Annotated in this window: 12 protein-coding genes; 6 read left to right on the top strand and 6 right to left on the bottom strand. The window is 68.4% G+C overall.

Annotated features, from left to right (window positions below; translation table 11 throughout):
* The first annotated feature begins 169 nt into the window (after window positions 1-169).
* The gene (locus K6T84_RS06255; protein WP_304621310.1) at window positions 170-946 is read left to right on the top strand and encodes a hypothetical protein; all 777 of its coding nucleotides are present in this window, start codon (window positions 170-172) and stop codon (window positions 944-946) included.
* A gap of 99 nt (window positions 947-1,045) precedes the next feature.
* Here K6T84_RS06255 and K6T84_RS06245 read toward each other — a convergent pair whose 3' ends face one another.
* Window positions 1,046-2,638, bottom strand: a complete 1,593-nt coding sequence (locus K6T84_RS06245; RefSeq protein WP_225401243.1) for an acyl-CoA synthetase — start codon at window positions 2,636-2,638, stop codon at window positions 1,046-1,048.
* Window positions 2,639-3,012: 374 nt separating this feature from the next.
* Here K6T84_RS06245 and K6T84_RS06240 point away from each other — a divergent pair, with 374 nt between their 5' ends.
* Both K6T84_RS06240 and K6T84_RS06235 read left to right on the top strand, forming a co-directional pair.
* Window positions 3,013-3,561, top strand: a complete 549-nt coding sequence (locus tag K6T84_RS06240; RefSeq protein WP_225401244.1) for a hypothetical protein — start codon at window positions 3,013-3,015, stop codon at window positions 3,559-3,561.
* A 24-nt stretch (window positions 3,562-3,585) separates the two neighbouring features.
* Window positions 3,586-4,716: an alkaline phosphatase family protein gene (locus K6T84_RS06235; protein WP_224864217.1), complete on the top strand. Its 1,131-nt coding sequence runs from the start codon at window positions 3,586-3,588 to the stop codon at window positions 4,714-4,716.
* Between the two features lie 12 nt (window positions 4,717-4,728).
* On the opposite strand, the gene K6T84_RS06230 is transcribed toward K6T84_RS06235, so the two are convergent.
* Window positions 4,729-6,225 carry a potassium/proton antiporter gene (locus tag K6T84_RS06230; RefSeq protein WP_225401245.1) on the bottom strand — a complete coding sequence of 499 codons (1,497 nt, stop codon included), beginning with the start codon at window positions 6,223-6,225 and terminating at the stop codon, window positions 4,729-4,731.
* A gap of 157 nt (window positions 6,226-6,382) precedes the next feature.
* Here K6T84_RS06230 and K6T84_RS06225 point away from each other — a divergent pair, with 157 nt between their 5' ends.
* Entirely contained in the window at window positions 6,383-7,063 is a 681-nt protein-coding gene (locus K6T84_RS06225; RefSeq protein ID WP_224864219.1) for a potassium channel family protein, read from the top strand.
* Entirely contained in the window at window positions 7,060-7,974 is a 915-nt protein-coding gene (locus K6T84_RS06220) for an SAM-dependent methyltransferase (RefSeq protein WP_225401246.1), read from the top strand. Before K6T84_RS06225 ends, K6T84_RS06220 begins: the two co-directional genes overlap by 4 nt.
* On the opposite strand, the gene K6T84_RS06215 is transcribed toward K6T84_RS06220, so the two are convergent.
* Window positions 7,971-8,714: an MBL fold metallo-hydrolase gene (locus tag K6T84_RS06215; protein ID WP_225401949.1), complete on the bottom strand. Its 744-nt coding sequence runs from the start codon at window positions 8,712-8,714 to the stop codon at window positions 7,971-7,973. The two genes, K6T84_RS06220 and K6T84_RS06215, sit on opposite strands and share 4 nt — an antisense overlap.
* A 64-nt stretch (window positions 8,715-8,778) precedes the next feature.
* On the opposite strand from K6T84_RS06215, the gene fgd reads away from it, so the two are divergent.
* On the top strand, window positions 8,779-9,789 hold the full coding sequence (gene fgd / locus K6T84_RS06210; protein ID WP_224864221.1) for a glucose-6-phosphate dehydrogenase (coenzyme-F420): 1,011 nt from the start codon (window positions 8,779-8,781) through the stop codon (window positions 9,787-9,789).
* A gap of 9 nt (window positions 9,790-9,798) precedes the next feature.
* Here fgd and K6T84_RS06205 read toward each other — a convergent pair whose 3' ends face one another.
* Genes K6T84_RS06205 through glnX form a run of 3 tightly spaced genes read right to left on the bottom strand, consistent with a single transcriptional unit; the run spans window position 9,799 to window position 14,311 of the window.
* Window positions 9,799-12,021 carry a serine/threonine-protein kinase PknG gene (locus K6T84_RS06205; RefSeq protein WP_224864222.1) on the bottom strand — a complete coding sequence of 741 codons (2,223 nt, stop codon included), beginning with the start codon at window positions 12,019-12,021 and terminating at the stop codon, window positions 9,799-9,801.
* Complete coding sequence (locus K6T84_RS06200; RefSeq protein WP_224864223.1) at window positions 12,018-12,992, bottom strand: glutamate ABC transporter substrate-binding protein; 975 nt, start codon at window positions 12,990-12,992, stop codon at window positions 12,018-12,020. The genes K6T84_RS06205 and K6T84_RS06200 overlap by 4 nt, the downstream gene beginning before the upstream one ends.
* Window positions 12,992-14,311: a protein kinase G-activating protein GlnX gene (gene glnX / locus K6T84_RS06195; protein WP_225401247.1), complete on the bottom strand. Its 1,320-nt coding sequence runs from the start codon at window positions 14,309-14,311 to the stop codon at window positions 12,992-12,994. The genes K6T84_RS06200 and glnX overlap by 1 nt, the downstream gene beginning before the upstream one ends.
* Window positions 14,312-14,436: the final 125 nt, after the last annotated feature.

Here is a 14,436-nt window from a genome sequence, read left to right as displayed (position 1 = left end):
TTCCATGTGGTAAATATCCGCGCAATCATCGGGGCGGGTTGACGGGCGATCTTCGACAGAAACGTGCCAATGGTGCGGTGTTACCGCGCTGTGAGCCACCAAAAATCCTGCATCGGCGCAGGTCGCCTCCGCACGTTCGGCAATTTCTCGATCAGAGGAAGTGGCGAAAATGACCAGTCAACGCATCGTCGGTGCCGGAGCCGCCGCGGCGGCGTTCTTGGCCATCACTGTCATCCCGCTCAGCTCGGCGCCGCGGGCCCACGCCGATGAGCTGGATTGGATCCTCGACCTGTTCAGCCCCGCGGACTGGGCGGCGCCGGCCAGCGACACCGGGGTGGCCACCTTCGACTGGGATGCCCTGTTCTCGGCCGGGCCGGCCGATGCCTCCGGCCTGGACGGCTCGCTGCAGTCCACCGCTGAAAGCCTGTTCGGCTTCCCGATCGACGGGAACACCTACGACATGATCCACAGCTTCGAGCAGAGCTGGATCACCAGCGACTTCGGCCAGTTCGTCGACAACTCGATCAACCTGCTCTCCGGTCAGTTCCTGATCGGCAACGGAACCGACGGCGCCGACGGCGGCACCCTGGCTGCGGCCGCGGGCGGCAATGGAGGTCTGTGGTTCGGCGACGGCGGTGCCGGCGGCACCGATGCCAGCGGTGTGGGCGGCGTCGGCGGGGACGGTGGTGCCGGCGGGACGCTGATGGGCATCGGCGGCGCCGGTGGCACCGGGGGTAACGGGGTGCAGGGCGTAGACGGCGGCGTCGGTGGCCTCGGCGGCAACGGTGGTGCCGGCCTGGGCACCATGTTCGGAGAGGGCGGCGTTGGTGGGACCGGTGGCGTGCCCGGCCAGCCGGGCCCGACCAGCGCGAACGGCGGCAGCACGGGCACGCCCGGTCAGCCCGGTCAGCACGGCGCGGACGGGCCGCCGGTCAGCAGCAGCTGATGCATCTCGGGAGTGCCCTCATAGGTCAGCACCGACTCCAGGTTGAACCATTCGCCGATGTGCGGCATGACATGTTCGGCGCAGAACTTCGCGACGGTGTCACGTAGTGCGATCTCGTCGTCGGAGAGCAGGCTGTCCAGCCTCAGCGGCTTCTGCGTTGCCCGTCCGATCCGAAATCTCCTCGCGTAAGTGATATTTCACCACCTTGCCGGACTGGGTGCGCGGCAGCGCGTCGACGACCTCCAGCCGGATCGGCAGCTTGAACGCGGCCAGCTTGTCGCGGGCGAAATCCCGCAGCTCCTCCAATGTCAGCGCCGCACCCGGGCGCAGTGCCACCACCGCGGTCACCGCCTCGCCCCACTTCTCATGCGGAGTACCCAGCACGGCCACCTCGGCGACGGCAGGATGCCCGTACAGCACGTCTTCGACCTCGGCCGGGTAGACGTTCTCGCCGCCGGAGATCACCATGTCCTTGACCCGGTCGATGACCCAGACGTAGCCCTCGTCATCGGCTTGGCCGATATCGCCGGTGTGAAACCAGCCCTCGTCGTCGATCACCGCCGCGGTGGCTTCGGGATTGCGCCAATAGCCCGCCATCACCTGCGGGCCGCGTACGCAGATCTCCCCGCGCGTGCCGGCGGGCACCGGGACGTTGTTGGCGTCGACCAGGCGCACGTCCGACAGCGGCAGCACCTGGTTGCCGGCGGCCCCGATCTTCACGCCCACCTCGTCGGGGCGCAGCACCAGCGCCAGCGGCGCCGTCTCGGTCAGCCCGTACCCCTGAGCGAACGGGATTCCGCGTGCGCCGTAGCACTGGATCAGGGGCTCGGGCACCGGAGCGCCGCCGCAGACGAAGTTGCGGACACTGGACAGGTCGGCGTCGGCGAACTGCGGCAGCTGGCTCATGAACAGAAACATCGCCGGCACCCCGAACATGGTGGTGATTCGATGTTCGGCGAGCAGGCGCAGGGCCTCGCCCGGATCGAACGTGGGCATCAGCACCACGTGCCCGCCCTTCTGCAGTGTCACCAGTGTGGTGACGTTGAGACCGCCGATATGAAACAGCGGGGCGCACACCAGCGACACGTCGTTCTGGCTGGTGTCGAACGTCAGCAGGGCATTGATGTTGTTCCAGAACAGGTTTGAGTGGGTGAGCATCGCACCCTTGGGCCGCCCGGTGGTGCCGGAGGTGTACATCAGAATCGCGACGTCATCCGGTTCGGCGAACACCGGATCGGCCAGCGGGGCACGTCGGGCGATCAAGTCGTCGGCCACTTCCCAGCCCGGCACCGGCGTCAGCGCGATGGTGCGTTGCAGTCCCGCCTCGGTGCGCACCGGATCGATCACCGCGGCGCGCTCGGCGTCGGCCACCAGGGTGTGTACGCCCGCGTTGTCGAGGATGTAGCAGAGCTCGTCGGCGGTGAGCCGCCAGTTCAGCGGCACGAAGGTCGCGCCGATGCGGGCGGCGGCGAACAGCGTGACCAGAAAGTCCGGGTGGTTGAGCCCGGCGTAGCCGACTCGATCCCCACGCCGCATCCCGCCGGCGGCCAGCTCGGCGGCCAGCCGGTCGATGCGGTCGGCGAAGTCCCGGTAGCTCCAGGTGTCCTCGCCGAAGGTGATGGCCGGCAGGCTCGGCGTGGCCGCGGCCCGGCGGGCGATCCAGGAGCCGAGATCGATCGGGGGTGTGCTCACCCACTGAACGCTAAACCCGCGGGGTGTATCCCGGGCCGATTCGTGATCGGCCGCTGCGCCCGGCGGGCGGCACTTATCGCTCGGCGTGATTTTTTGACGCCGGAAGTTCACAAACAGATATGAGCAGCGTGGTTTTTATGTGGATAGCCGAATATCCGACCCTTGTTTTCGCTGTAAACCATTGTGACCGACGTCTCAATTATGAGCGTGACCTGCGGATACAGCGCACCGGTGAGCGAGGGATGACAGGGGGTGAACAGCCTCTGAATTCTTCCAATATGACGAAGATCCAGGTCGCCTTTCTTCGCGCGGGGCGGCTATTTTCGTTTCTGCCGGGCATCACCCGGTGTGGACAGTGGTGAAGGGTTTCGCGGATGAGCGTTGGTTCTGGTCGAGTGGTGGTTGCGGCGTTGGCGACGCTGGGCTGCTGCCTGCTGACCGCGCCGGCCGCGAGCGCCGACTTCGAGGATCTGTTCGACCCGTTCTTCGGCGTGGCGAGCGCCGGTCCGGATCTGGGGGACGCCGGTGCCGTCGACGTCCCCGAGGTGGCTGACGTCAACTCGGTACTCAACGACCCACTGGCCCAGCTCGACCAGTTGTTCCACAGCTCGCCCGCACCGTCCGGTGCCGATGAGCAGGCCTCGGCTCGCGCCGACAGCCACGACGACACGACCGGTTCCGGGCACAGCAACTCGGACGACTCCAACAACTCCTCGTCCAACAACTCGTCCAGCCTGCCCAAATTCAGCATGCCCAGCGGTGGCAACGGGGGTGGCGGCAGTGGTGGCGGTGGCAACGGCGGCGGTGGCAACGGCGGCGGTGGCAACCCGGGCAACGGTGGGGCGAAGACGAAATCCAACACCAGCCGACACGGGCCCGCGCCCGAAGGCGCCGCCCCCGGCGAGGCTCCGGCGTTGCCGTAGCTGCGGAGGTGGCAGGCTGAGCGGGTGCCCGGTTCGATCTGCGACATCCTGCCGTCGGCCGCCGCGGTGCTCGGCGTCCCCGAGGCGCACGACGTACTCGGCTTGACCGATCGCATCGGCGATGTACGGCGGGTGGCGGTGGTGCTCGTCGACGGTCTGGGCTACCACCTGCTGCCGCAGCTCGCGGCCCACCAAGAGCACCCAGCCCCGCTGCTGGCGTCGGTGCTGGCCGGCGACACCGGACATCTCACCGAGCTGACCTGCACCTTCCCGTCAACCACCCCGACCAGCCTGGTCTCGCTGGGAACCGGCGTGGAGCCCGGGGAACACGGCGTACTGGGGTTCACCGTCAACGTTCCCGGAACAGACCGGGTGCTCACCCACATCCTCTGGCGTGACGACCCGCCGCCGGCAACCTGGCAGCCCGTGCCGACTTGGTTCGAACGACTCGGCGCCGCGGGCGTCGGCGCCCGGGCGGTACTGCCGGAGATGTTCGTCGGCAGCGGGCTGACCGAGTCCGCCTACCGGGGAGCGGAATTCCACCCCACCGCCAAGGGCACGCACTACGCCGCACACCTGGCCGAAGAGATCGCGGCGGCGCCCGGGCTGATCTACGGCTACACCGCAGCGCTGGATCACGCCGCACACCTCTCGGGCATCGGCTCACCGCACTGGCACGCCGCGGCCGCGAAAGTCGATGCGCTGCTGCGTCATCTGATCGAGGAACTCCCCGGCGACGCGGCGCTGGTCGTCACCGCCGACCACGGCGGCCTCAACGTGCCCGACGACGCCCGCATCGACTGCGATGCGGAACCAATGCTGCGCAACGGAATCCGGGTGATCGCCGGTGAGCCGCGGGTGCGCTACCTGCACACCGAACCCGGCGCCGCCGCAGATGTGCTGGCCGCCTGGAGTGAACTGCTGGCCGGCCGGGCGATGGTGCACAGCCGCGAGGACGCTGTGGCCGCCGGCCTGTTCGGGCCGGTGCGCGAGGAGCACCTGGCGCGCATCGGCGACGTCGTCGTCACCTGTACCGGTGACACCGCGATCCTGGCGACCGACCATGAACCGCCGCAGGCCTCGGCGTTGGTGGGCTTCCACGGCGGGCTCACCCCGGCCGAGACCGCGATCCCGCTGCTCACCTTCACCCGATGAAACGGCGGGGAGTTACTCCGAGTCGCCGTATTCGTCGAACCAGTGGGCCAGTTTGCCGCGTCTGCTGACTGCCCGCAGCCGCCGTTCGGCCGCTTGGCGGGTTTTGCTGGTGGTGACGATCAGCAGCTCGTCGCCGGCGGTGATCCGGGTGTCGGGCTGCGGGACGAAAGTGTCGCCGTTGCGGATGATCAGCGTGATGACGCTCGGGTCGGGCAGTCGCAACTCCAGCACGGAGACATTGTGCAGCTTGGATTCCGGCTGCACCGTCATCGTCAGCAGCTCAGCCTCCAGGACGTCCAGCGGGGCCGCCTCCACCTGAATCTCGCGGGTGGTGTCGCGCGGGATCAGACCCAGCCAGTGCGCGAACAGCCCGAGGGTGGGTCCCTGGACCACGGTGTAGACCACCACCAGGATGAACACGATGTTGAGCAGTCGATAGCTGTCCGGCACGCCCTCGACGATCGGGAACGTCGCCAGCACGATCGGGACCGCGCCGCGCAGGCCGGCCCAGGACAGGAAGAGCTGTTCGCGCCACGGCACCTTGAACCAGATCAGTGAGGCGATCACCGACAGCGGCCGGCTCAGCAGCAGCAGCACCGCGCCGATCACCAGCGCGGGGATCAGCTCGCCGGAGAGCTGACTCGGGCTCACCAGCAGGCCCAGCAACACGAACAGGCCGATCTGCGCCAGCCAGCCCAGCCCCTCGGCGAACGACCGGATGGCCGCGCGGTGCGGCAGGCCGGAGTTGGCCAGCACCACGCCGGACAGATACGCCGCGATGAATCCGCTGGCGTGCAACGACGCCGACGCGGCAAACGCCACCATCGCCAGCCCGAACGTCGCCAGCGGGTACAGCCCGGAGGCCGGAAGCGCGGTGCGGCGCAGCATCATCGCCCCGAGCGCTCCGGCGATCAGACCGATCGCCGACCCGCCGACCAGTTCGTAGATGACATCGCCCACGGCGTGCACCGGGTTGATCGTCAGCGGCACCGTGCTCAGCATCAACACGACGATGGCCGCGGGGGCGTCGTTGAATCCGGACTCGGCCTCCAGCAGACCGGCCACCCGCCGTGGCAGCGGCAACACCCGCAGAATGGAGAAGACCGCCGCCGCATCGGTGGGCGACACGATCGCACCGAGCAGGAACGCCAGCTGCCAGCTAATACCCAGCAGCAGGTGCGCGGCCACCGCGATCACCGCCATGCTGACCACCACGCCGACGGTGGCCAGCACGGTTGCCGGTGCCAGCAGCTTGCGGATGTTGGCGAACTTGGTGGTCAGACCACCTTCGACCAGGATCACCGCCAGCGCGGTGGTGCCCAGATCACTGGCCAACTGCACGTCGGAGAACTCCAGGCCCAGCCCGTCGTTGCCGATCACCACCCCGACCAGCAGGAACAGCAGCAGGCTGGGCAGCCCGACCCGATCGGCCGCTCGAGTGGCGATGATGCTGGCCAACAGCACCAGGCCCCCGATGAGCAGGGCCAGGTAGAGCTGTTCCAGGCTCATCTGATCCCCATTCGGGCTGTTGGTGGCGGTCGGACCCGCCCATGTGATTCGCTCAAGGTCAGCGGGTTCGTGTTAGGTGTCAGTAAATCAGTAGCGCTGTCACGACCGTGTTACGCCCGAAGCGGCCGGGGGCAACCCGGGGATGAGGGGAGCAAGCATGCGCATCGGGATCGCCGGTGCCGGCGCTGTCGGTCGCTCCGTCGCGCGCGAGCTGATCGGCGATGGCCACCGGGTGCTGCTGATCGAGCGGAATCCCGCGCACTACGAGCCGCACGCCGTCCCGGAGGCGGAGTGGTTGTTGGCCGATGCCTGTGAGCTGTCCGCGCTGCAGGAATGCGGAATCGAGATCTGTGACGTGGTGATCGCCGCGACCGGTGACGACAAGGCCAACCTGGCGACCGCGCTGCTGGCCAAGGCGGAGTTCGGGGTGGACCGGGTGGTGGCCCGGGTCAACAACGCCCGCAACGAGCGGCTGTTCACCGATCAATGGGGTATCGATGTCGCGGTTTCCACGCCGCGGGCCATGGTCGCCGCGATCGAGGGCGCCATCGACGTCGGGCATCTGGTGCAGCTGATGGGACTGCGGCGCGGCCAGGTCAATCTGACGAAAATGACGCTGCCCGAAGATAATCCACTGATCGGTCAACTCGTCTGCGACGTCGTGCTGCCCGAGGGCGCAGCCCTGGTGGCGGTGCAGCGCGGCGACGCGGTGATCCTGCCGCGGTCATCGGAGGTGCTGCAGGCCGGCGACGAGATGCTGTTCGCCGCAGCCAGCGGCATGGACGGGCAGATCCGGAAGGTCCTCCACGGCGCGCCGGCCGGCAGAAGGCCGTATTGAGTACCGCACGCGCCGACCGGCACCTGCCCGGAAGCCTGGCCGCCGGTGCCGGCGTCATCGCCACGGTGCTGGCCTCGGCGCGCGCCGCGGCGACGACACGCGGGCTGATCAACGACCCCTTCGCTGCGTCACTGGTGCACAAGGTGGGCCTGGAGGCGTGCATCCGGGTCGCCGACGGCGAACTGGACATCAGCCGGCTCGGTAAGGACGGCGGGTTTCCCCGGCTGGCGGAGTTCTCCGCGGCGCGCACCACGTTCTTCGACGCCTTCTTCACCGACGCGGCGCGCGGTGGGATCCGCCAGGCGGTGATTCTGGGCTCAGGCCTGGACACCCGCGCCTACCGGCTCTGGTGGCCGGCCGAGACCGTCGTCTACGAGGTGGACCACCCGCCGGTAGTCGATTTCAAGACCTCCACCATGAGGGCCTGGGGTGCGACGCCCAGTGCCAACCGGCGAGCGGTCGGCATCGACCTGCGCGACGACTGGCCGTCAGCGCTGCGGCGGGTGGGATTCGACGCGGCCGCCCCCACCGCGTGGGTGATCGAGGGCCTGCTGGTCTGGTACGTGCCGTCGGATGCGCAGAACCGGCTGCTGGACGGGGTGACCGAACTCAGTGCCCCGGGCAGCCGGCTGGCCGCCGATCACGCGGTGCCGCCGAGCCGGCCGCAGGCGGTGCACCACGACTCGCTGGTCGAGCGCTGGCGCCGCCGCGGGCTGAGCCTGACCGGGCCGGGGCCGTTCTATTCCGGCGAACACACCGACGTGGTGCGTCACCTGGCCGACAGCGGCTGGGTGACGGTCGACTCCGGTATCGGCGAACTGTTCACCGCGGCAAGGCTGTCCAAGTTGACCCCCAGCGAACTCGACGGTGCGCCCGCCGCCATCCGCTACGTCGCTGCGACGCGGAGCTAACCGAGGCGCGCCTTGGCGATCGCGGCCTCGGCGGCCTGCCGGATCGGACCGCGCCACACGTCGCCGTGCCCCGGCGCGAGCACCTCGGTCTCCAGCAGCGCCAGCGCCGACAGACTGCGGATGGCGTCGTCCTGGCTGTGGGTGAACAGCGCCGGGAGCAGCTGCGGGCCGTCGCTGCCCAGCACCGCGTGACCGGTCACCAGGGCGTCGCCGCTGGCCAGCGCACCGTCGACCAGATACGAGCAGTGCCCTCGGGTGTGGCCGGGGGTGGGGATGGCGATCGGATGGCCGGGTAGCCCGGCGGCGATGTCGGCGGTGAGCGGCTGCGCGGTCGGGATGCCCTCGCGGCTCAGGCCGCCGCTGCGCACCACGTGCATGCTCCACAACGCCCAACTCGGCCGCCACAACTGCGGAGCCAACGCCAGCGGCGACACCTGCTCGAGGTACTCGCGCTTGGCGTGGCCGACTTCGTCGGCGTGGCAATACACCGGTGTGCCATAGGTTTTGGCGAGCCAGATCGCCGAGCCGAAATGGTCGATGTGGGCGTGGGTGAGCAGCACGGCCCGCACATCGGCGGCCTGGTGGCCCAGGGCGCCCAGCGACGCCAGCACGTCGGCGCGATCACCGGGATAACCGGCGTCGATCAGCAGCACCCCGGTGTCATCGGTCACCAGCACCCAGTTGACCGCCTCACCGCGGGCCAGATGCACCCGCTCGGTGACCGGAACGAGCTCGACCAGCCTGTCACTCATGCTCGTGAGTCTAGGAGTGAGAGCCCGGTCGAGACCGTGTAGAAATGGTGGAATGGCGGAATTGAAACTCGGATACAAGGCGTCGGCGGAGCAGTTCGCACCACGGGAACTGGTCGAACTCGGTGTCGCCGCCGAGGCGCACGGCATGGACAGTGCCACCGTCAGTGACCACTTCCAGCCCTGGCGGCATGAGGGCGGGCACGCCCCGTTCTCGCTGGCCTGGATGACCGCGGTCGGGGAGCGCACCAAGAAGCTCCAGCTGGGCACCTCAGTGCTGACCCCGACGTTCCGGTACAACCCGGCCGTCGTCGCGCAGGCCTTCGCCACCATGAGCTGCCTGTACCCGAATCGCATCTTCCTGGGCGTGGGCTCCGGAGAGGCATTGAACGAGATCGCCACCGGGTTCACCGGCGAGTGGCCGGAGTTCAAGGAGCGCTTCGCCCGGCTGCGCGAGTCGGTGCGACTGATGCGGGCTTTGTGGGGCGGTGACCGCGTCGACTTCGACGGCGACTACTACACCCTCAAGGGCGCCTCGATCTACGACGTGCCCGAAGACGGCGTGCCCGTCTACATCGCGGCCGGTGGTCCGGCGGTGGCCAAGTACGCCGGGCGCGTCGGTGACGGCTTCATCTGCACCTCCGGCAAGGGCGAGGAGCTCTACACCGAGAAGCTGATGCCGGCCGTGCGTGAGGGTGCGGCGCTGGCCGAGCGCAACGTCGACTCGATAGACAAGATGATCGAGATCAAGATCTCCTACGACCCGGATCCGGACCTGGCGCTTAACAACACCCGGTTCTGGGCACCGCTGTCACTGAGCGCTGAGCAGAAGCACTCGATCGACGACCCGATCGAGATGGAGAAGGCCGCTGACGCATTGCCGATCGAGCAGATCGCCAAGCGCTGGATCGTCGCCTCCGACCCGGACGAGGCCGTGGAGAAGGTCGGCCAGTACGTGGGGTGGGGCCTGAACCACCTGGTGTTCCACGCACCCGGCCACGACCAGCGGCGTTTCCTGGAGCTGTTCAAGACCGATCTGGAGCCGAGGCTGCGCAAGCTGGGCTGAGGGCTCCGCTCAGAACGTGCTCATCGGCCGCACCGCGTTGGCCATGTCGACCAGCGCGTAGCGGTGCGCCTGGGTGGGTGCGAGCCGGGCCAGGCTGCGCAGCGCCATCTCCACCCCGAGACGCAGGCCGTGGTCGGTGAACGGGAACCCGAGAATGTGGTTCGTACTCGCCTCATGTTCGGCCAGCCAGTCCATCGCCGCACCCAGCACCAGCGCCCGGATCTGCAACACCCGCGGCTCGGTGTCGGGCAGGGTCTCCACCCGGCGTGCGGCATCGCGGATCTGGGCCTCGGTGATCTCGTTGGACGACCGCCCGGACAGCAGGGTCACCGCGCTGGTCAATCGCGCGGTGGTGAAATGCCTTGAGGTTGCGGGTACTTCGTCGAGTGTGCGAACCGCCGCAGCACGGTCGCCTTCCGCCGAGGAGGCGCGGGCCAGGCCGAAGGCCGCCGAGATCACGCTGTCGTCGGTGTGCCACACCGACTCGTAGAAGCCGCGTTCGTCGTCGGTGCCGGCCAGCTCGGCGGTGGCCGCCAGTGCCATCTTGGGGGCCAGCTCTCCGGGGAACATGTCGAGCACCTCGGTGAAATCCTTACGGGCCGCATCGAAGTCGCCGGTGAGCAATTCGGCCACACCCCGGAACCACACCAGTCGCCACGGCCAGCCGACCTGCTCGGCGAGCTCGTCGAGCTTGGCGGTGGCCTTGGTGACATTGCCCAGGTCCAGTAGCGCACGCACCTCCATCAACGGCAGCGAGACAGACTCGGACAGGTCGATGCCCTCGGATTCCAGCGCGCTGTTGCGCACGGCGCGAAGCGAATCCAGCGTCTGCACCGGCTCGCTGAACTCGATCGACGTCAGCAGCGGGGCGGCCACATCGGCCTGATCCACCAGCGGCACCTGCAGCGCGGTGATGATCTCGCGGGCGGTCAGCTTCTCGGCGTGCACGTGACCGTCCAGGTAGACGTCGGTGTGCGCCACCAGCAGGTGCTCACCGAACGTGGACCGCGAGCGGGTGAACACCGTCGACAACCCGGGCCGGGGTGTTCCGGTGTCGCGGGCCACCACCTCGCGCAGCACGCCCATCAGCTGAGCCGACATCTCTTCGGCGGTGCTGAACCGGCGCCGCGGGTCGGGATCTATTGCGCGCTGCAACAATCGGCGGTACGAGTCGTACTTCTTCAGGACCGGGTCATCGTCGGGCAACCCGTCGACGTAGCGGCCGTCGCGGGTGCGCAGTTTCAAGGTCAGCGCGGCCAGGGTGCGGCCGACGGTGTAGATGTCGGTGGCCACCGTGGGTCCGGTGCGGACGATGTCGGGAGCCTGAAATCCGGGGGTGCCGTAGAGGTACCCGAACGAACCGATGCGTGCCACCGCACCGAGGTCGATCAGCTTGAGCTGCTCGGCGGTCAGCACGATGTTCTCCGGCTTGAGGTCGTTGTAGACCAAGCCCAGGGAGTGTAGGTAGCTCAGCGCCGGCAGGATCTCGAGCATGTAGGCGATGGCCTGGGCCACCGGCAGGCGGCTGTCGCGGCGTTGCTTGAGTGACTGTCCGCCGACGTACTCCATCACGATGTAGCCGACCGGGTCGCCGTGCGAGTCCGGGTGCTGAACGAAGTTGAAGATCTTCACGATCGACGGGTGGGTGACCTCGGCGAGGAACTGCCGCTCGGCCATCGCGATGGCCTGGGCCTCGGCGTCGCCGGAATGCACCAGGCCCTTGAGAACCACCGGGCGCTCATTGACGTTGTGGTCCACCGCCAGATACACCCAGCCCAGGCCGCCGTGGGCCACGCAACCCTTGATCTCGTACTGTCCGGCCACCAAATTGCCGGGTTTCAGTTGTGGCAGAAAGGAATACGGACTTCCGCAGTGCGGACACGAGCCTTCGGAGTCGCCCTTCGCCTCGCCGGCGGACCGCCCGACGGGCCGTCCGCAGTTCCAGCAGAACCGCTTGGACTCCGCGACCACCGGGTCGGCCATCAGCGCGGCCAGCGGGTCGATCTCGGGTACCCGGGGGATCTCCACCAGACCGCCGCCCAGGCGTCGCCGCGGCGCGACCGGGCGCACCTGCGCCGGCCCGGGGCCCCCGCCGTCCGGGTCCTCGTCGTCGGAAGCCTCGCGGGGGCGGAAGATCGCCTGGGTCGACATCGGCCGGCGAACCGAGGACGATTCGGCCAGCACGTCGGCGCGCTGGGTGGCCGGGCCGTCGTCGAACTCGTCGTCGGTCATGATTCCGCATACCTCGGCGTGGGTGGTACCGGCGCGGGGCCCAGCACCGTCAGCCACTTGCGGTACAACGTGTTCCACGTTCCGTCGCGCCGGATGCGTTCCAGGGTGCCGTTTACGAAGCGGACCAGGCCGGTGTTCTCCAGGTTGATCCCGATGCCGTAGGGCTCCTCGTCCATCGACGGCCCGACGATGTGCAGATACGGGTCTTGGGCCATCAGTCCCGCCAGGATCGAGTCGTCGGTGCTGACGGCGTCGACCTGGCGTTGCTGCAGGGCCACCAGACAGTCGGCCCAGTTCACCACCGACAGGATGATCGGCGCCGGATCGATCTGGCGGATCCGCCGCAACGAGGTGGTGCCCTGCGCGACGCAGACCCGCTTTCCGGACAGATCCTTGGCCTGGCGGATCGAGGAGTCGCGTGGCACCAGCAGGCGCTGGTTGGCCACCAGATAGACCGTCGAGAAGTTCACGTCTTTGCGGCGACCGCACGTGATGCTCATGGTCTTGACCACGATGTCGACTTCTGATTTCTGCAGCGCCGCAATGCGTTCGGCCGACGACAGAATTCGGTACTCGACCTGCGTGGGGGTGCCGAAGATGTCGCGGGCCACCTCGCCGGCGATGTCGACGTCGAAGCCGGTGATCTCACCGGTGATCGGATCACGGAAGCTGAACAGGTTGCTGCCGATGTCCAGTCCGACGATGAGCCGGCCGCGCTGGCGGATCTTGGCCACCGCCGCGTCGGCCTCGACTCTGCTGCGGAACGGGCGCAGGCTGGCGGTGGCGTCGCAGTTGTCGGCCGGTTCGGGCTCGTGCGGTGCGTCCGGGGTCAGCTCCTGCATGCCCGCCGGTGTCGGCGCCGGCAGCGTCGGCACCGCAGCCGGCAGCACGAGTTCTGAATGGCCGCAACCGGACAGCAGCAGTAGTGCGCTCATGGCGCTCAGCAGCAGGCGTGTTGGTGTGCGCATCATCACCTGTACTCGTTCAGTCGAGGCCACAGCCCGAGTGCGACGGCGATCGCGGCCCCCAGGCTGAGCACCGCGCCGCCGACCGGGGCCACTGACAGTACCCGCCGGGCGTTGAACACGTCACTGCGAAGCCGGTTGCGGCTGTGCTGCGTGGCTTTGTCCAACGCGGCGTCGAGCTGGTCGAATGCGGGTGTGGAGTCGTCCCCGCTGCCGCCCAGCGCTACTTGGGTGGCAGCCCGGTAGTTGCCGACGTCGATGTAGGCGTTCATCCTGTCGTTGGCCTGGCGCCAATGCGCCAGCAATTCCCCGGCACCTGACAGGTCGGCCAAGGCGGCGGCGTCGCCGCGCTGCAGGTAGCTGTCCAACTGCTGCTGCATGGCGTCGATGCGCTGGTAGAAGGTCTCCTTGCGGGTCTCCTCGTCGCCGCGGCGGATCAGCGACAGGGTCTCGTCGGCACGGGCCTGCTGAGCGGTGATCGCCAGATTGGTGATCGCCTTGAGGGATTCGGCACCGGTGTTCTTCGCGTTGCGGCTGCCGCTGGTGGAGATCACCAGCACAGTGCCCATCCAGATCACCAACAGCGCGATGGCCAGCCCGCCGGCCACCAGGCCGGGGTTGATCCGGCGCCTGGTGTGCCGGGCCAGCCAGCGGTGCGCGAACGCGCCGAAGAGCACGGTGGCCCCCACCACGAGGATCACCGGCGCCGGCACGCGGGTCGACGCCGTGGTCTGGGTGTCCACCGCCGCCGAGGTGGCCTGATAGAGCCGCTGGGCGTCCGGCAGGATCGTGTGCTGCATCAGTTCGGAGGCTTCCGACAGGTACGACGACCCGACCGGGTCGCCGGATCGGTTGTTGGTTCGGGCGGTCTCGATCAGGCCGGAGTAGACGGCCAGCCCGGTGTTGATCCTCCCCAACAACTGCAGCAGCGGCTCGTCGTTCAGGCCGCTGGAGGCCCGGGTCACCGCCACCGCGGCGTCGGTGATGGCCTTCTCGTAGCGTTCCCGCACCGCTCGCGGTTCACCCTGGGCGATGAACGCGGTGGCCGCCGCGGCGTCGGCGACCGACAGTGTGGTGTAGAGCCGACCGGCGGCATAGGCCAGCGGTTCGGTGTGGTCGAGCACCGTGGTCAGGGTGTTCTGCCGGTTGTTGATCGTGGTGGCCGTGGCGAACGCGCTGATGCCGCCCAGGGCGGCCAGGATCAGGCCGATGGCCAGGATGCGGCCGGGGGTGGTGGTGAAGAACCACCATCGGGGTCGGGCCGCTTCGGCCGGCGACCGTACCCCCGCCGGCTCGGTTGACGGATGCGCCAACTCAACGGTCACGTCTGTCCAGACTCCATCCCTACGGGTGTTCGAGACACATAGTAAAGGAATTCTAAGAGCGCCGACGGCATCCGCGCTCTGCGCCGCGACGGTTGTTTCCGATTTGGTGGTGCGATCTCGCCTCA

This window comes from Mycobacterium zoologicum, from assembly GCF_020181635.2.
GTDB classification, from domain to species: Bacteria; Actinomycetota; Actinomycetes; order Mycobacteriales; family Mycobacteriaceae; genus Mycobacterium; species Mycobacterium zoologicum.
The sequence above is the reverse complement of the archived record's forward strand: the minus strand, read 5'-3'. Positions and strand labels throughout refer to the sequence as shown.